The organism is Salibacter halophilus, from assembly GCF_008806325.1.
GTDB classification, from domain to species: domain Bacteria; phylum Bacteroidota; class Bacteroidia; order Flavobacteriales_G; family Salibacteraceae; genus Salibacter; species Salibacter halophilus.
Genome location: NZ_WACR01000013.1, coordinates 1 through 16,568, shown reverse-complemented (window position 1 = coordinate 16,568; position 16,568 = coordinate 1). Strand labels below are relative to the sequence as shown.

18 protein-coding genes are annotated in these 16,568 nt (G+C 39.1%); 6 read left to right on the top strand and 12 right to left on the bottom strand.

The genetic code is table 11. The annotated features are described in order from the left end of the window. Window positions 1-11 precede the first annotated feature (11 nt). From F3059_RS12905 to F3059_RS12885, 5 genes are read left to right on the top strand one after another with little or no spacing between them, the layout of a single operon-like run. A complete protein-coding gene (locus F3059_RS12905) occupies window positions 12-692 on the top strand; it encodes a toxin-antitoxin system YwqK family antitoxin (RefSeq protein WP_151169946.1) in 681 nt (226 codons plus the stop codon). Continuing rightward, window positions 689-1,903, top strand: coding sequence for a bactofilin family protein (locus F3059_RS12900; RefSeq protein ID WP_151169944.1), 1,215 nt, complete (start codon window positions 689-691; stop codon window positions 1,901-1,903). The genes F3059_RS12905 and F3059_RS12900 overlap by 4 nt, the downstream gene beginning before the upstream one ends. Continuing rightward, the gene (locus F3059_RS12895; protein WP_151169942.1) at window positions 1,891-2,232 is read left to right on the top strand and encodes a hypothetical protein; all 342 of its coding nucleotides are present in this window, start codon (window positions 1,891-1,893) and stop codon (window positions 2,230-2,232) included. Before F3059_RS12900 ends, F3059_RS12895 begins: the two co-directional genes overlap by 13 nt. Further along, complete coding sequence (locus tag F3059_RS12890; RefSeq protein ID WP_151169940.1) at window positions 2,222-2,698, top strand: type II secretion system protein; 477 nt, start codon at window positions 2,222-2,224, stop codon at window positions 2,696-2,698. Before F3059_RS12895 ends, F3059_RS12890 begins: the two co-directional genes overlap by 11 nt. Further along, the gene (locus tag F3059_RS12885; protein ID WP_151169938.1) at window positions 2,670-3,791 is read left to right on the top strand and encodes a type II secretion system F family protein; all 1,122 of its coding nucleotides are present in this window, start codon (window positions 2,670-2,672) and stop codon (window positions 3,789-3,791) included. Before F3059_RS12890 ends, F3059_RS12885 begins: the two co-directional genes overlap by 29 nt. Here the strand turns inward: F3059_RS12885 and F3059_RS12880 are convergent. The 9 genes from F3059_RS12880 to F3059_RS12840 all read right to left on the bottom strand — a co-directional run bounded on the left by F3059_RS12880 (window position 3,778) and on the right by F3059_RS12840 (window position 12,983). After that, window positions 3,778-4,311 carry a hypothetical protein gene (locus tag F3059_RS12880; RefSeq protein ID WP_151169936.1) on the bottom strand — a complete coding sequence of 178 codons (534 nt, stop codon included), beginning with the start codon at window positions 4,309-4,311 and terminating at the stop codon, window positions 3,778-3,780. The genes F3059_RS12885 and F3059_RS12880 overlap by 14 nt on opposite strands. Further along, window positions 4,308-5,270 (bottom strand): fibronectin type III domain-containing protein, encoded by a 963-nt coding sequence (locus tag F3059_RS12875; RefSeq protein ID WP_151169934.1) that lies wholly within the window; start codon window positions 5,268-5,270, stop codon window positions 4,308-4,310. The genes F3059_RS12880 and F3059_RS12875 overlap by 4 nt, the downstream gene beginning before the upstream one ends. Further along, window positions 5,227-5,733, bottom strand: coding sequence for a hypothetical protein (locus F3059_RS12870; protein ID WP_151169932.1), 507 nt, complete (start codon window positions 5,731-5,733; stop codon window positions 5,227-5,229). The genes F3059_RS12875 and F3059_RS12870 overlap by 44 nt, the downstream gene beginning before the upstream one ends. Beyond that, on the bottom strand, window positions 5,730-6,908 hold the full coding sequence (locus F3059_RS12865) for a hypothetical protein (protein WP_151169930.1): 1,179 nt from the start codon (window positions 6,906-6,908) through the stop codon (window positions 5,730-5,732). Before F3059_RS12865 ends, F3059_RS12870 begins: the two co-directional genes overlap by 4 nt. Before the next feature lie 7 nt (window positions 6,909-6,915). Beyond that, the gene (locus F3059_RS12860; RefSeq protein WP_151169928.1) at window positions 6,916-8,823 is read right to left on the bottom strand and encodes a type II secretion system protein GspD; all 1,908 of its coding nucleotides are present in this window, start codon (window positions 8,821-8,823) and stop codon (window positions 6,916-6,918) included. Between the two features lie 3 nt (window positions 8,824-8,826). Next, complete coding sequence (locus tag F3059_RS12855; protein ID WP_151169926.1) at window positions 8,827-10,245, bottom strand: GspE/PulE family protein; 1,419 nt, start codon at window positions 10,243-10,245, stop codon at window positions 8,827-8,829. Next, window positions 10,242-10,742: a hypothetical protein gene (locus F3059_RS12850; RefSeq protein ID WP_151169924.1), complete on the bottom strand. Its 501-nt coding sequence runs from the start codon at window positions 10,740-10,742 to the stop codon at window positions 10,242-10,244. Before F3059_RS12850 ends, F3059_RS12855 begins: the two co-directional genes overlap by 4 nt. Beyond that, window positions 10,739-11,185: a type IV pilin protein gene (locus tag F3059_RS12845; RefSeq protein ID WP_151169922.1), complete on the bottom strand. Its 447-nt coding sequence runs from the start codon at window positions 11,183-11,185 to the stop codon at window positions 10,739-10,741. The genes F3059_RS12850 and F3059_RS12845 overlap by 4 nt, the downstream gene beginning before the upstream one ends. A 145-nt stretch (window positions 11,186-11,330) precedes the next feature. Next, entirely contained in the window at window positions 11,331-12,983 is a 1,653-nt protein-coding gene (locus F3059_RS12840) for a PKD domain-containing protein (protein ID WP_151169920.1), read from the bottom strand. A gap of 213 nt (window positions 12,984-13,196) precedes the next feature. On the opposite strand from F3059_RS12840, the gene F3059_RS12835 reads away from it, so the two are divergent. Continuing rightward, window positions 13,197-14,474 (top strand): DDE-type integrase/transposase/recombinase, encoded by a 1,278-nt coding sequence (locus F3059_RS12835; RefSeq protein ID WP_170265178.1) that lies wholly within the window; start codon window positions 13,197-13,199, stop codon window positions 14,472-14,474. Between the two features lie 343 nt (window positions 14,475-14,817). Here the strand turns inward: F3059_RS12835 and F3059_RS12830 are convergent, their stop codons facing one another. The 3 genes from F3059_RS12830 to F3059_RS12825 form a co-directional block, all read right to left on the bottom strand. Further along, window positions 14,818-15,048: a hypothetical protein gene (locus tag F3059_RS12830; protein ID WP_151169916.1), complete on the bottom strand. Its 231-nt coding sequence runs from the start codon at window positions 15,046-15,048 to the stop codon at window positions 14,818-14,820. 16 nt (window positions 15,049-15,064) lie between these two features. Next, the gene (locus F3059_RS13700; protein ID WP_170265177.1) at window positions 15,065-15,229 is read right to left on the bottom strand and encodes a hypothetical protein; all 165 of its coding nucleotides are present in this window, start codon (window positions 15,227-15,229) and stop codon (window positions 15,065-15,067) included. Window positions 15,230-15,700: 471 nt separating this feature from the next. After that, a partial coding sequence (locus F3059_RS12825) for an RHS repeat-associated core domain-containing protein (protein ID WP_151169914.1) occupies window positions 15,701-16,568 on the bottom strand: 868 nt, incomplete at its 5' end.

The window sequence follows — 16,568 nt, the reverse complement described above, 5'->3', positions numbered from 1 at the left end:
TATGTATCCTAATGATTTGTCTTTTGACTGGATGCAGCTCTTACAACGTCAAAGAAGACATCAATTATAACCTTTTGCGGATACGTACCGATTCCGGCACTATTCACACTTCCTATACTGATAAAAGTACAGGTACCATCAACTGCAAGGACTATTACTGGATGAAGGCGCGCGAAATACACAAATCTGAAGGAGATTACTCAGGTAAACTCCTTGACGGTGAATACACTTCTCATTACTTCGAGGGTAACCTCAGGGAAAAAGGAGAGTTCGAAAAAGGGCTGAAAGTGGGGGAATGGAAAGTTTGGTATCAAAATGGTGAACTGCACAAGATCGAAAATTTTAAAAAGGGATTGAAAAACGGGTCTACTATCATTTACAAGTCAGATACCGTGATAAGCACTCCATTTAAAAACGGGTTAAAGCATGGTTGGTCAAAGAAGTATCATAATGATACACTTATAGCAGAAATCTATTACTCAAACGGAATCATTCAACCAGAAAAAGAACGTTTTTTTAAATCTCTGTTTAAAGCAGATCCCGAAAAAACAAAAGAACGTGAACAAAAAAGAGAACTGAGGAAACAGAAGCGTGAACTCAAGAAGCAGGAAAACGATACCACATTCTTTAAACGAGTAAAACTCTTTTTCAAAAAGGATGAGAAGAAAGAGAAAAACGATGCATGTGAATGAAGTTTTACAACAAAAAACTCAGGTCGTCAGCTATTTTACAGAGCTTGTTGATAGCAACCCTTGTATTTGCTCTGCTTTCTGCCATTCTCCTTTTTTTCGATAAACAGCAAACGGTCAATTCTAAAATTGAACAAAACATTCTTATCAACCACGAATTTCAAAATATGGTTGAATTCTCAAAGTCTCCGATAAGTGAATCTGACAACTCTTCCTGGAAACCCCAATCTATTGCATCGTCTTTATTATCTGTTAAAAACTTCGGACTACTCAATGTCTATACCGGCTACATCAAAACTGAACAGGATACCTTTTACAAAGGATGGGCTATCGGTTATGCAGACAAACACTGGCCGGCAATTTACCTGGCCGGTAATTTTGATGAACTCAAATACACTGGCAAGGCTGAAATATTCGGTGAAGCTTTTCTCCCTAGTAAAAGCGTAAAAGAGGTTTACATTGAGGGGAAGTCATCAACTGTTCAGGATTTTCTCAAGTCGAAACCGAAACAGAGTGATCGCGACTTTCCTAAAGAGATCAAAGAAACGATCACAAACATTCGAAACACAGCAAAGAGACTCACGGGATTCGGCAATACCAGACTTTTATCTGAATTCAATTCTGATACAATAAGGAACTCATTCAGGTCAAATCCACTGATTATTCAAATCGATCAGCCTCTCTCCCGCCCCTCCGTTTTTGAGGGAAATATTATTCTGAAATCAAACACTCCGCTGTCGATACCGTCCAGCATTACCATAAATAGCGGAATCGTGGCAGCACCCGAGATCAGACTCGAAGCCGGCTTTAAGGGCTCCGGACAGTTTTGGGCAACCGATTCGCTCTTCATCTCCTCAATGGCTCAGTTGAACTATCCTTCACACATTGTCGTTACGGGTGAAAACGGATACGCTGAGATTGATGAGGGTTCTGAATATAACGGTGAAATCTTCCTGACTGAAAAAAAATCGTTTATCAAAATAGGAGACAAAAGCACAGTTAAAGGAAATATCATCACAAACGGTGACATCCAACTGCAGGGAGAAGTACAGGGCAGTGTTTTTGCCCAGCGCTTTTACTTAAAAACTCCCACGGGTGTTTACACGAATACCTTGATGGACGGAATAATCAACCACGACATGCATCAAAAAGACTTCCTCTCCGTCACGATGAAAGGAAGTCAAAAAGGAAAGGTAATGAAATGGTTAAACTAAGAGCTGTCAGCATACTCGAAGTTGTGATTGCTACCAGTTTAATCGTACTGGTGGCCCTCCTTGCTTTTTCCACATTTGGAAAACTCACCTCTTTGAACAGCAGGTTAACCCGATCAGAGTTGAGCTTTATTTCCGTTTCATACTGCAACAAATCAACCCGAGAGTTGGAAAACCTCTCGTCTGATAAAGTTGAAGTATCCTACAAAAACAAAAAAATCCATTTAACTTTCGAAAAACTGAACCCAGGTCTGATGAAAATATGTGCTTCCACAACTGATCATGATCTGCAAGTCTGCAACCTGAAACAACTGGAAGATCATGAAGAGTAAACTCAAAGCATTTACGATTCTGGAACTCATGATCGTGATGGCTGTTATATCCATCGTGGCATTACTGGGAGCCTTTGTGTATCAACAGAGTAATAACTTCCTCCTGAATATTGAACATCAATCGATCACCAAATACGACCAACTTCAGGGTTTACATGTCCTGCAATCAGATATTGAATCTTCAAAAGAGATCAACAAGTCAACCTCATCACTGGTGATGAAAAAAACAGGTGAAGTAATCAACTATGAGCTGAAACCCGGGTTCACTGTCAGAACCACGAGCAATTCACCCGGTAGTGACACGCTCACTTTTTCAGTTCAAAACACCGGGTATCAAAAAAACACGAAACTGGTAAACGCTATTGAGGTTCAGTTCCCGCAATCAAAATACCCATTTATTTTAAAGAAACAGTACTCAGCTACTCAATTGATCAATTATGCCGATAGAACTCAAAGCAAATACTAAAGTTCAGGCTAAGTCCTCATCAAAAACAGGAAGCGGAATACTCGCTGCCCTGAAAAAGGACAGTTTTGGCAAAAAATATAAGATTCGTTTTTACAAAGAGTTTCACTCACTGCTCAAGGCGGGAGTCGACATGAATACGCTCCTTGAAATGATCACGGTCAACACCAAAAAGAAGGATAAATACGCTAAGGTGTTGTCAGAAATCAAACAGAGTGTACTCAAAGGAAATTCACTTGCAGAGGCTGTTGAACAAACAGGGCACTTTTCAAAATTTGAGTCATCCAGCATAAAGGCCGGTGAGGAGAGCGGACAACTGGAAGCTGTTTTTGGCGATCTCCTGTATTTCTATGAGTTCAATGCCAAAATACAGAAGACGATCATCGGTTCCATGTCTTACCCTTTGTTACTGATCGTTGTTTCAACGGGTATTTTATTCTTCATGGTAAATGTTGTGGTTCCCATGTTTGGCGGACTGTACGAAAGACTGGGATCTGAACTGCCACAAATCACACAACATATCATTGCGATCAGTGACACTGTTCAGAATCAATATTTGTACTGGTTGATGGCTGTACTCATCCTGATCCTCGTTTTCATGCAGCTATGGAAAAAGGATTCCTTCAGGATCAGGGTTGAAAGTATCCTGATCAGAGTGCCTTTCTTTGGATCATTCTACATCAAATCAGTAAAAAGCCGATTCAGCAGTGTTCTGTTTTTCCTGTTAAAAGCGAATGTCAACTTACTGGAGGCACTCAACCTCGCTCAAAACTCGATGAACACCAAATACATTTCTTCAAAAGTGGGTGAAGCTTCAGAAAAAATCGCTCATGGTAGTTCTCTGAAAAAATCGTTGGAAAACACGGAGATGTTCAGTGAATCGGAACTGATGTATATCGAGATCTCTGAGGAGACGAATCAACTTCACCAGGCCTTTGAACGCATCTCGAGCCAGGTGCGTGAAGATCTCGAATCCCAGGCCTCAATAGTGGGAAAGATCCTGGAACCTATCCTCATTACATTTGTAGCTATCGTAATCGGGACGATACTTGTCGCGATGTACATGCCATTGTTCTCGCTCTCTATCGGGAGTTGATGACCAGCGTTTTTGACTCTCCACCGGAACTTCGCTTTAAAATCAAAGTATCCTGATGGAGTTCATCAATGTAAATACCAGCTGTGAGACTATCACCTATTGAGTAAATATTCTGCTTTTCACCTATGGTCAACAACACCTGTGTCCTGTTATCTGATCTGTTTTCCATTTTTCCCACAAAGACAATATCAGGCCAATTGAATTTAGACTTTGGTATATTTTGGTTGCTCTGCTGAATGACCTGCTGTGTTTTTTGAGGTTCTTTCTTTTTTTGAACCGTGTATTTCCTCCTGGTGTAAGGGCTCCCTTTTAAAAACGGATCATCGTAATTCAGCTTCAATTGAGCTTCATCGATTGAATCGGGCTCGGTTTTGTGTTCGCTGTAGTTGGTTTGAGTTGAAACAACAGGTTCATCAGGGTTTAGCATATCGTAAATGATATAGGCAATATATCCCCAAACTCCTGCAACTACAGGAATGAGTATAAACGTCAAATATTTCTTCTTTTTGGGCTTACTCATTGAACCATAAATTCTCTTATCTCATTAGCCTGCGAAACATTTCCTGCATTATCAAAGGATTTCACTGTCCAGTAATAAGTACCATTACTCAGTGAGTCAGAGTAAGAGTTCGAATCAGAATAAACTTTTTGAAGCACCTGGTTAAGCTGGCCATCACTTCCAATAATCAATGAATCGTATTCTGAGTTAGAATTCCACGTTAAAGTGACATTGGGGTTCACAATATCTCCGTCATTTGGACTTGTCAACTGCGGTACGGTAGGCGGAGTGCGATCAATGGTAAAGGTTCTCGTTGAAAAGGCAGATTTTGAAATTTGATTTTCAGCACTCACCCCCCATGTGTAATCACCTTCAGGTAATGAATCAGAATAATTGAACTGAAGAGTATTGACTTCTTCATCCTGCACGACCCTGACGCCTCCGTCAAAGTTATTTCCCTCTACAAGCCTGAACACGTAGTAATTTGCATTGTAAACTTCACTCCAACGAAATTCCCCCGGACCTTCTCTCATCACCGAATTATCAGGCGGACTGGTCAAAAACACAGTCGTATTGCTCAGGTTGAGTGAGCTGTCAATGATAATTGTCCTTGTAGCGTAAGGAGTTTCGTAACTTCCGTTCTTTGCCCTTACACGCCACTGGTAAACGCCTGGTGTAAAAGAATACTCGTAGCGATAATCATTTATTGTTGTATCCAGCTCAAACCTTCTCACCTGTTTGAATGAGGGAGAAACAATTTGCAACTGATACTCACTTGCACCGTCAATTTCGTTCCAGATGAAAAACTGGCTGCTCTCTTCAGTTCGCAAACTGTCTGCAGGTGCAATAATGGACACACGCTCATCACTGATATCCTTTTCAATAATATCATCACAGCTGCTAAGCAGGCCTATCACGAGCAGAACAGACAAATAATCAATCCTTAACTCTTTGAAAATACAGTTTACAGTAAAGCTCATTTTTTCGCTTTTTAAAGTTTCTTTGTTTGTACAGGTGCACACTTTTAGGTGAAATTTTTCCGTTGAAATACAGGCTGTCTAAAATTCCCAAATGACTCTTAAACGGTCCTTCCAGCACAAAAACATTCGTTTCAATATTCAGGTCATCACTCGAGTAAAAGTGAACTTCAGGAATTTGAGCAACTTCCAATCCCGGCAACTTCTCTCCTTTCATGGAAATATAAGTCAATATAGAGTTACGGTCAGAACCGATGGTAGCCGTATCCTTGAGGCGGGATTGCATCCGGAGCAACTCATTTTCTTTTGACTTGAGGCTGGCCAACTCCGTTTTCCGCTTTTCCAGTTTATCGATTGACGAGCTAACTGCAACAGTTTTAGAAATCGCCAACGGATAAATCAGGATCAGCAGTAGTATGCTTCCCGCTATCAGTAAATAATATTTCTGCTGCGAATTCAAATTCATACCGAAACATTCAGTTTGATCTTAAACACTGATCTTTCAACTCCTGATTTTTTTCCATAATTCAGGATTGATTTCCCTTTAATCCAGTCGTGTTGATCCAGTTTCTTGTACCATTTTTCAAAATCAGTTACATCAGCTACCAACCCTTCAACCACGATATTGTCAACGTCAGCCTTCATCGGATCTGACAGTTGCATTTCATCATTGTCCATCGGGTAAGCGTTTAAGCTTTCCAGTTGGATTTCCCCGGGAATATCCTGTGCCAGTAGATCGAAGTAATAAGACCACCTAACAGACTGTCCCGTGTTTCCCAACAGTGATTTTTGAGTCGTAATTGCTTTCTCTATCTCCTCGAGTCTTTCAGCATCTTTCTCTAATAACTGCACCTCAGCATTGAGTGTTTCTCTCTCGCCCTGTAAATGTTGTTGCACGCCAAAGTTCACCAACAAGATAAAGAAAAAAGTAAAAATCATTACAGGTGCCAGTGTCTTAAACCGCTGACTGTAAATCAAATCATTTAGCAATTCCTCATTCTCAGATCCCTTTACCGGGATTGCTTTTTGGGGTGACAGAATGTTCATCAAAACGGCTCCGAAAACGTTCAGGAAAATGCTTTCAACTTCAAACTGATCAATTTGATAGCTTTTTATCGTTCCCTCTGTACCAACTGTAACTTCTTCTCTAACCGGATTTATGGTATACGGATTGGCAACGATTTTATCATCAGATTTTACGAGATCACTATTCACCAACTGAACTGCTGAAGGGCCCAAATAAACTGATTTTACCAGTATGTTTTCATTCAGCAACTCCTCCACCACAGCGTTCACTGTTTCTTTTCTAGCTATGCTCCAAACATGCTTTGAACCAAAGCTGAAATGCTGGATAAAAAACTCATCGACAGAGATCGTGGGGAAAACATCCTCCACTCTTTCCTCGTAACCGGTTTTGGCTAAAATTCCCTTACCACTCAAATGGAGTACAATACTCCTTCCCTTAAAATGATCTGTTACTTCAGTAATTGAAGGCACACTTATTGTTTCATCAACTGAGAGGTTGCCCTCTTTTACTGATGATTTAAAGAGATGGAACGTACGCTCTTCATTTCCCAGCTCAATACTTAAACCGAGCTCCTTTCGCTTGAGAAACTTTTCTTTTAAATCAGATAGCGCCATACCAACACTAATAGATTACTCGAGGTCTGATGAAAATATTCAACCTCGTTTTATTATTGTTCTTTGACTGCTTGCCAAAGATCCACTTCAAAACCGGAACTTTTGATAAGAATGGAAGCCCGCTTCCTGAACGTTCCACCGATTTTTCTTCCAATCCGCCAAGCATAATCATTTCTCCGTTTCTCACCCTGATGTAGGATTTAAAATTCCGTGTCACTTTACCTGGTGGAGCTGTTTCTGAAATCCGTGCTGTAAAATCTGATTGCTGAACCTCAATTTCAAGCGTAACATTATCATCACTTGACACAATCGGTTTTATGTTGAGCGATAGATCAGCATTTACGGCTTTATATGTTTGCGATTGCTGCTGTACCGGATTTTGAGTTCCCACTAAGTCATTTTGTACTTCAAGATAGTATTCGGTATTCCCGATTTTGAGATCGGCTTCATGTCCGTTTAGTGTCGCTAGCATTGGTGTGGAACGCATTTTCAGTACTCCGTTTGCTTCCAGAGCCTGGATACTTGCATAAAAATTAGGCGTAACTTTTCCCAGGTTCACAAACCCGAATCCATTAAAGCTGTTGATTAACTGATTGATTGTTGTGCTGGATAGTTCCATGTCAATACCGGGACTCAGTTTTCCTGATGTTTGTTGAACAACATCACCTCCAAGCCTGAGATCAACACCTCCCTGTAATGTTGAATTACGGGTAACATCAACAATCATCACTTCAATCTTAACAACCGGCACAACCTGATCGACAGAAGCTAAAAAGGTTTTAAGCTCCCTGATATTGGGTCTTGACCCACTAAGGATCAACCCGTTTAGCTCAGTAAATTCTTTTATGTCTACTCCCTTTTTTAGCTCCTGGGGAACAAAATCTAAGATAGACTCTATTGTGCGGTTTTGTAACCTCACCAATTCTGTTGTTCTCAGAATCTCATGATCCCGCTTACCGATGAGATAGACTCCTTCAGTGAACTTAAATGTGTATTCTGTGCCGTGCAATAAATACTCGACAAAATCTTCGTATGTAACATTATCAATGTAAGTTGAGATTTTGCCTTTAGGTTCAGTGTAGAGAAAATACCTGGCTTCACATTTTTGTGAAACCTTGTCGAGTATTGTTTTCAACTCAACTTCATTAGCTACAACTGTAAGCCTGTCGTCTTCCAGCTCAATCTCAAGACCTTTTACCAGTTCTATCTCTTCTCTGCCTCCTCTTTCATCAGTGTTTTGTTGGGCAGTCCTTTCGTTCTCTTCCTGGCCTTTTTCTGTGATGAAAAAGTAGTTATCTGCCTTTTTTTCAACTTTCAAGTCGTTTGATTCAGCCATCATAATAATGGCATTTTCAAATGGTCTGTTCTTGATGAAAGCATTGACTCTCCTGTCTTTTACTGCGGGATCAGCGAGTACGTTAAGACCTGATTGATCTGTGATTTTTCTTATCACTTTAGCCAGTGTATCATTCTTGAGATCCAGACTGAGAAAGGAATTGAGGTTGTTGAAGTTCACATCAGGCTCCCTGATAACCGGCTTTTTTTCTTTTTCCGGCAATTGCCTGAACGCTAATATAGAACCATAAACATCTGCATCGAGACGATATTTTTCACTGAGAAAAATAAGGACGTCTTTCACGACTGCGTTATTGAAGTTATTCGATACTCTTATATCGAGATTTTGATCAACTGAAATATTGAGATCGTGGTTTTCAGCTATCCCTCTCAAAAACTCGTGAATGGTAGCTCCACTCACGCTGAACTCTACTTTTTCTTCCAATCCGGGAAACTCTGCAGAAAGTGAATCCAGCGTGTTACGCAGGGTGTCAATCCGGTTCTGACCATTAGCCTGAAGAGCCAAAATGCTCATCAGGAAACCGAAGACTGTCATTAATATGATGTTGTTTGTTCGCATAAACTAATCTTGTATTAGCAGTGGATATACTTCTTCGAGAGAAGTTGTCCCATGTGTGTAGTGATACCAGGCTTGTTCAGAAAGTGATTTAAAATGGTCAGCAGATTCCCTGATTTTATCAGGGTCAGATCCCTTGCGGATTTCGGTCGATATAGCACTGCTGATGGCAACTAATTCATAAATGGCCAGTCGACCGCTGTAGCCGGTGTAATGACATTCCTGACACCCTACCGGTTTATATATTTCGTGATCGTTTTTAACTGAATAACCCTCAGGTGGTTTGACCTGGCTCAAATCATCCTGTTTTTGCTTGCAGTGCGGACAGAGCTTACGCAGCAATCTTTGAGCTGCGCTGAGGTTGAGCGTTGAGGACAATAAAAATGTAGGTACCCCCATATCGATAAGCCTGTTGATTGTATCGATAGAAGAGTTTGTGTGAATGGTAGACAATACCAGGTGACCTGTCAGCGCTGCCCTGATCGCCATTTGGGCTGTTTCGCCATCACGGATCTCACCGAGCATTATCACATCGGGGTCCTGCCGCAAAAATGACCTCAATGCTTTGGCGAATGTCAACCCGATATCGGCCTTGACCTGTACCTGGTTGATTCCTTCCAGTGTGTATTCAATTGGATCTTCAACTGTGCAGATGTTGCGATCTATCTTGTTGAGCTCTTTCAGCGTGGCGTAAAGTGTAGTTGTTTTCCCCGAACCGGTTGGACCTGATATTAAGATGATTCCGTTAGGTCTTTTCAGTATTTCGCTGTATGTTCTATACTGATCATCGTTCATTCCCAACCTCAATAGCTCTACGTGATCGGCATCATTCTGAAGGAGACGTAAAACCACTTTTTCTCCGTGGAGCGTTGGCAAAACAGATACTCTGAATTCAAACTCTTTGCCGTGGTTCTTCCATCTCAACCGACCGTCCTGCGGTAATCTTTTCTCAGAAATGTCGAGATTGGATCTGATCTTCAATTTGTTGAGCAAGGGAGGGTAATTCACTTTACTGATCGTGAATTTTTCCACGAGGTGACCGTCTATACGGTACCTCACCCGGCATCTTTTGTCGTAAGGCTCTATATGAATATCTGAACTGTCTAACTCTGTAGAAAGGGATAACAATTCATCCAAAAAATCAGCGCTGTTTCCTTTGAGAACTTTCGCTTGATCCCTGCGCTTCCTGTAATTGGAATGAAGAAGATGATTGAATGTTTCTTTATCGATGATCTCAAAATCGATCGACTTTCCTAAAACAAGTTCTAGTTCATCTTTATTCTGAATAGCCTTGCTGTTTTCAAAGGTGAGCAAAGACAAGACTTCTCCCTCACTTGAATTTGGGACTATTTCATACTGATGAGCCTGATCTGATGAGATCAATTGCAATAAGCTTGTCTTTATTTCAAATTCACTTTCAATCATTGGGCAAGTGGTATTAAAAGAGGATTTGAATTAGGAGATAAGAATACAGCAAATAACAACCACACAAACAAAGTCCCGGAGTGAATACCTGCAAGCGGAATACTGTTTCGTGTCAGTTTTGCCTGTTTTAATAACAAAAGCAAGAGACCGGCTATATTTCCAAATACTATAAGAGTAACTAGGCTAACCGGAGACATGACGGTACAAAGCGAAAGATGAAAAACAACATCTCCCGCTCCTATAAATGACTGAAATCTGGTTTGCTTTATCTTGCTTTTTAAAAGAAAATAGAGATAGACAACTGCATAAAGTACTGTAATCAATGCGAGATTATAAAGTGTGGTTTCAATGTTATTGGCAGAATCACTTATCAAATACACCACTCCTGTTATCCCCGGTAGTAACAACCAAAGTACTTCAACTGCACGGTCTTTCAAGTCCTGGTAAAGAATCATGAAGAGTGCAATCCCCAATACTATGTAGAGAATGGTATTCAATCTTTAGTTACTTCTTCTAAGTTCTTATCCTCATCAATTTCCCAAACGTTGTACTGCCCGTCACCATCAAAATCGACAACAGCAGTTGCCCTTGCCGTGTAACCTGTGTTTGAAGCCTCCACAATTTCAATTTTGTAATTGGCTTTCCCCCCTTCAGTTGTAAGTTTTTCCTGTTGAAACCCTACAGATTCAAGCGTCTTGCCATACTTTGACTTTTCGTAGAAATGAGTTTTTTGCATCATATGCAGGGCATTCAATTGTAGCTCAGCTTCTTTTCCTTTGGCTTTAGAGATAATAGAAGTGAAATTTGGAAGCGCCAATAACACCAGTATGCCTACTATAGCTAAAACAAGCAACACTTCCATCAAGGTCCACGCAGCCAACTTAGATTTTGATGTTTTACAATTAAAAGTTCCGGTATGAATAGGGTTGTTGAATTTCATGATTAGGTGTTTATATTGAAGAGCTCCAAATATAACCCTAAACACTGTCGGGTTTTTCGCAATTTACCTGCGTAAAACACGACACTTAATAACTAAAAAAGGGCCCGGAGGCCCTTTTCTAATTAATCAATGTAAAACTAATCTCTTACTTCTTTTGGAAAGAGAAAGATTCGTTTACATCAAAGCCGTTAATCTTCATGATATACATTCCTTCAGGAAGTTCAGAAACATCAACTATAGCTTTGTTCTTTGAGGTGCTTTCGAGTGTACCTGATTGTACTTCAACTCCGCGCACATCAAATATTGTATAACGCTTATTGTATAAAGTTGAACTCTCAACTTTATCGAGTAATTCTATATTCATCATATCGTTTACAGGATTTGGAAATAAGCTCACCTTATCTCCTGTTCTAACATCATCTGTGAAATCTCTTTCCGAGTCTGACGGATTGAATCCGGTAGATTCATTTTTCATCATCGCTTTTACTTCTTCACAACCCGGAATTTCAATACATCTCTCGATAATGCAGCATTCTTCAGGGCTATCCAATACAACCCTCAAGCAAACTTGTTGTGCCCCTGGAACCTGGTAAACATGAGTCGGATTCGCTTCTGTGCTTGTTGTACCGTCTCCAAAGTCCCATTGATATCCAATTACCGGATAGTAATTTCCAAAGATATTAGCACTAAAAGTATAAGCACATGAATCACAAACCGTTGTCCTTTCATAGTTTAATTCTATATCACCTTCACAACCTTCAGGACACTCTTCGTTGATTTCTATCTCAGTACAGTAAATATCAGTACAGCATTCTCCGTCTTTAATGGCTGTTACTTCAAGACAAACCTGATATACTCCCGGCTGATCATAGAAATAAACAGGGTTTTCTTCATTTGATGAGGTTCCATCACCAAAAGTCCATTTGTAACCGACAATTTCAGTTGATGAATTTCCGGGTGCAGAAAAGTTCGTGAATGAAACTTTACACATGTCTATTTGCGGTTCAAAGCCTGCATTCACTTCACAGATTTCCGGCTCAGGTGTAGTATCCTGTTCAATACTACAGAAATAAAATTCGTCAAAAGCTATACCGGCACCACGATCAGGGTGACCTATATATGTAAATTTCAAATAATCGATTGGATTATTCAATTGAAACTCCCAGTACTTTGCCGTTCCATCGTCAGCAGAATTGTAATAGCCTGGTGAAGAAAAACCTGGAACATTAGGACAAACTCCACAATTACTCCAGTCGTCTGAAAGAATGTAAATAGTATCTTCAGCAATATTTGGGTTTGTTGTAAAAGCCTCTAATCTCCAGCCTTCCTGAAAGTTACTGTTTCCATCAACATCAAGTAAAAAACCAGATGCACTGTCGCAAACAGTACAATCTTCATCGTAATCAATGACAAGCGGCTTTGGATTTTGAGTAGGACCAGCATCAACGTCTGTAAGTAAGTAACACCCTTCATCCAAAGGAGAACTTATAGGAGCATCATCGTCTGTCGATATATTATTACATACGGTCCCTTTTGAAGTACTATAAGTATTATATGCAACTACAAAAGCCGTTCTGGGTGCTCCAACTTGTGAGTAAATAGGTAAAGTAGAACTATTGATTGAATCATGAAAGAACTCGATACAATAATTGTTGTAAAAGTAATTATTGTCGATTGAGTTTGTTTCAACCGGAGCATGTCCGTTAATATCCTCAAAATCGACAAGATTATTCGATGTTTGTGACATTCCTGCGAAGCTCACAGCCAACGCAAAAACACTTACTGCTAATTTTTTCATAGAATTTTAGATTTTAGATTAACACTTTATTCTCATGGTCAGATCCAAATATGAATCCTCGACAGCTAACTAAATTGCTAAAAATCAAAGCGAAATAACCGCCAACAGTAAATGTATTTTTACGAGGGGGTCTGTCGTTTTACGACATTGAATTCTAGAAATAACCGACAAAACTTCTTTGCATTATTGCATGAACAACCGTCAGTTATTACTATGAGAAAACAGTATGATACAGCTCTACCCTTAATCTGTTCAATGGGTAAAGAGCATTTAATTCCTGAAGAGTTACACAGTCAAATACCCAGTTCAACAATCAACGATTGGAAAAACCGCAACTACCACTCTCACTATTTTGGTTCTGAAATGAACACAATGCTCAAAGAAGTGATCGACCATTATGCTCTATTAAATGAGCATAGAAATCTCAAAAAAGTATTATTTGCAATAAAAAGAGTATGGATCCAAAGTAGCAAAATTATTATGCCTGTAGTTTACAAAATGAAAGAATATGAAGATTTCTTTATTGACAAAATCCAGTACATGATAGAGTTTTTCCCAGGAAACACAAACTTTAAATGGTTCCGTATTTCATCTTCTGGCTTCTATAACAAATTGATGAATGTAAAACTCAAATGTGGTATTTCACCGACTCAAAATTGTTTCAGAAGAAATCCACTTCAATTATCAACTTCTGAAATAAATAGTATTAAAAACCTTTTTGAAAACCCTCAATTTAAATGTTGGCCGATTTCATCTCTCTATTACAAAGGATTGAGAGAAGGACAAATTCAAGTAGCAAAAGGCACTTTTTACAAGTATGCTAAACTTCTCAACTTAAAGAGGCTTCATCCTTCAAAACTCAAGAAAAGGGAAGGCATCAAAACCGAGTGTCCAAATCAATTCATCCATGTTGATACAACTTTTTGGGAGCTTCCTTCATCAAATAAAAAACTGGCTATTGCTATTGTCACAGATAACTACTCAAGAAAAATACTGGGCTGGAATACTTCATTTTTAAATAATGCACAAAACGTTAAAGATGCTCTTGGAGATGCAATTGCAAAGATCAACTACTATTACCCAAACTGTGAGCTGATAAATCTCCTGGCTGATGGCGGTATGGAAAACCATAACAAAGAAATTGAAACACTGATCTCTGAAACAAATTCAACAACCATTCAAAAGCTTATAGCCCGTAAGCATATTCGCTTTTCTAATTCACCTGTAGAAGCAGTTATCAAAATCATGAAACGATACTTACGCATTATAGCATTTCATTCAACCACAAAAGAGTCTCTCGAAAAACACCTCATGAAAGCAGTAGAAGATTACAATTATAACAGACCTCATAATTCACTTGATGGCCTCACCCCTTACGAAGCTTACACTTATCCAATACAAAAAAGACCAAAAGAATATCAAAACACCTATACAGCAAGAGCAAAAAGGATTAAAGAAAACCGCAAAACAAATTGTAATGTCTGCAAGTAACAGTTCAACCTGAACTCTCCTAAGTTCATACTTCTCTTTCCTGGTGAACTTGAAAAAGTAATGGTTCATACCTCTACTTTTAACTAGCACTCAACAACCTCATTTTCTGTCACTTCCGCTCCAGCGGATAATTTATTCCAGTATTTGCGTGGAAGTAGCATTGTAACCTTTTCAATATCAAATTTCATGGCTTTATCGAATTAAGTTCTATTAAAGTAAAAAATCAGTTTAAGCAATAATCAAAAAAACCCGGGCTACTCTTCCCGGGCTTTGTCGCTTTTCCTAATAGAAAAGCCCTCTTTCCAGTTCATTTATGACGTATACTAGTTGGTTTCGATGCTTCTTATAAGTTCACATTAGAAGCTTTTATCTCGTCCTCAGGATTAATTTCATATTTCTTTGCAAAGGCAAGGAATGTATTACAGTTGTTAGTTGCGTTTTCCCATTCGGTTTTTGCATACCTAAAATCTTCTTCTGTTTTTTTATCAATGCCGTTTTGCTTAGCTTTCATGTAAGCATCTGTTGTTCTCTCAAAGTCCTTTCTCAGCTGTTCAAAGTATTTTTTATACGTCATAATATTAATTCTTTATCTACTTATTACGGTTACTTATGCCGTAATGGTTCCTATACCTATCAAAAACTATCAGTACTAAAATGATTTCTCCCCAGCTCCGCTTTACCGTTTCTTCTTCTCGCTCTTTAGGAGCGAAAATCAGGTTGATAAAGTCTGACAGGATGCGTTGGAGGGGTTTCATGGGTGAGTGTTTTATAAGATTTCCAACACATTTGATACACCAGGTACAGGAAGAAGCCTTTTTAAGGTGGTTTTTAGCGATTAAAAGTTGTTGAGTGAGGTGTAGTTTCGGTTAAAACCGATCATTTCACTTTGATTGAAACACTGATAATCTGCATTTTAAAGAAGTAAGACAGGGCTACCAACATGTTTGAGACATTACCGACATCACCTAAGTCAATTGACTATTAGCAGTTTTCCATAAAAAAAATAGAAAAGCACAAAACAGAAGATGGTCATATATAATAATACGATAATAAGATGAAGTATTCTTTTCTTTTTCCAGTAAAAGAATATTTCTCTAGCAGTGAATAAAAAAATTACTCCTAATAAAGTCAGCCACAACCAATCTTTAGAAGGCCTCGTATTTATGATGAGCATCAAAGCGGTGATAGCTAAAACAAGGACAGCAATAAATATTTTAACGCTTCTATTATTCATCTTTATCTACATCTTCATGACTTGCAGCATTCCCAGCACTGGTACTACTCGGTTTTACATGCACTTGATTCTCAATTATTTGCAAAATAGTTCCAGCAAAATCTTGATCAATTGACCTATGAGTAGATTTTTTTGCATTGAAGTTCTGCACATTAGTATTCCCATTACCTTCTACATCTTCTCCACCGGGAAAATCATTGGTTTGATATATGTTAACCACATTATTGACATTTGATGGCGCGTTGTCGCTATCCCAGTAATCAGCAATATCAAGAGTTATGATTAAATCAATTTCATGTTCTGTTTCATTTGCTATATCCATTACATTATCAGCTCCTAAACTATGTCCCACCATGATTATTTCACCATCTGGATTTGCTGACATAAAGTTATCTATTGTTTGACCTACGTCAGCAATAGTTCCGCTCTTGCGAGAAGAATTATAAGTGGCAACTTGAATTTGACTTTTACCCCCAAAACCTTGTTCTACAGAGCCAAGACCGGTATTATCAACAGCCATTGGAGTATTACTGACCAAAGTTTTATTCTTTCCTGGTTCCCCCCAAAAACCTTGTACAACAACTACTAAATGTTTTGCTCCTTTCTTTGCATCAACGGGCTCTAGTCCTTCTAATTCAAAAGCATCAACAACTCTATTTCCGCTAAAGACATAAGGAGACCATTGAGGATACTTGGGAGACAGAGGATCAATACTCATAAATCTGCCCAGCCTTGGATCATGTACCCGGTACTTATAATTAATTGAGTTTCCACTTCCTTTGATTTCATCATCTTTTTCCTGTCCCTGGAAGCCATAACGATACTCAGGCGAGTTGTACACCCTTCCCGGTTGCATCATC

Excerpts from the sequence above, each read along its gene's own strand:
- F3059_RS13700 (WP_170265177.1), bottom strand. The coding sequence starts at position 15,229 with ATGAAACCCCTCCAACGCATCCTGTCAGACTTTATCAACCTGATTTTC.
- F3059_RS12870 (WP_151169932.1), bottom strand. The coding sequence starts at position 5,733 with ATGAATTTGAATTCGCAGCAGAAATATTATTTACTGATAGCGGGAAGC.
- F3059_RS12880 (WP_151169936.1), bottom strand. The coding sequence starts at position 4,311 with ATGAGTAAGCCCAAAAAGAAGAAATATTTGACGTTTATACTCATTCCT.
- F3059_RS12905 (WP_151169946.1), top strand. The coding sequence starts at position 12 with ATGATTTGTCTTTTGACTGGATGCAGCTCTTACAACGTCAAAGAAGAC.
- F3059_RS12855 (WP_151169926.1), bottom strand. The coding sequence starts at position 10,245 with ATGATTGAAAGTGAATTTGAAATAAAGACAAGCTTATTGCAATTGATC.
- F3059_RS12830 (WP_151169916.1), bottom strand. The coding sequence starts at position 15,048 with ATGACGTATAAAAAATACTTTGAACAGCTGAGAAAGGACTTTGAGAGA.
- F3059_RS12840 (WP_151169920.1), bottom strand. The coding sequence starts at position 12,983 with ATGAAAAAATTAGCAGTAAGTGTTTTTGCGTTGGCTGTGAGCTTCGCA.
- F3059_RS12900 (WP_151169944.1), top strand. The coding sequence starts at position 689 with ATGAAGTTTTACAACAAAAAACTCAGGTCGTCAGCTATTTTACAGAGC.
- F3059_RS12860 (WP_151169928.1), bottom strand. The coding sequence starts at position 8,823 with ATGCGAACAAACAACATCATATTAATGACAGTCTTCGGTTTCCTGATG.
- F3059_RS12895 (WP_151169942.1), top strand. The coding sequence starts at position 1,891 with ATGGTTAAACTAAGAGCTGTCAGCATACTCGAAGTTGTGATTGCTACC.
- F3059_RS12885 (WP_151169938.1), top strand. The coding sequence starts at position 2,670 with ATGCCGATAGAACTCAAAGCAAATACTAAAGTTCAGGCTAAGTCCTCA.
- F3059_RS12865 (WP_151169930.1), bottom strand. The coding sequence starts at position 6,908 with ATGGCGCTATCTGATTTAAAAGAAAAGTTTCTCAAGCGAAAGGAGCTC.
- F3059_RS12875 (WP_151169934.1), bottom strand. The coding sequence starts at position 5,270 with ATGAGCTTTACTGTAAACTGTATTTTCAAAGAGTTAAGGATTGATTAT.
- F3059_RS12845 (WP_151169922.1), bottom strand. The coding sequence starts at position 11,185 with ATGAAATTCAACAACCCTATTCATACCGGAACTTTTAATTGTAAAACA.
- F3059_RS12890 (WP_151169940.1), top strand. The coding sequence starts at position 2,222 with ATGAAGAGTAAACTCAAAGCATTTACGATTCTGGAACTCATGATCGTG.
- F3059_RS12835 (WP_170265178.1), top strand. The coding sequence starts at position 13,197 with ATGAGAAAACAGTATGATACAGCTCTACCCTTAATCTGTTCAATGGGT.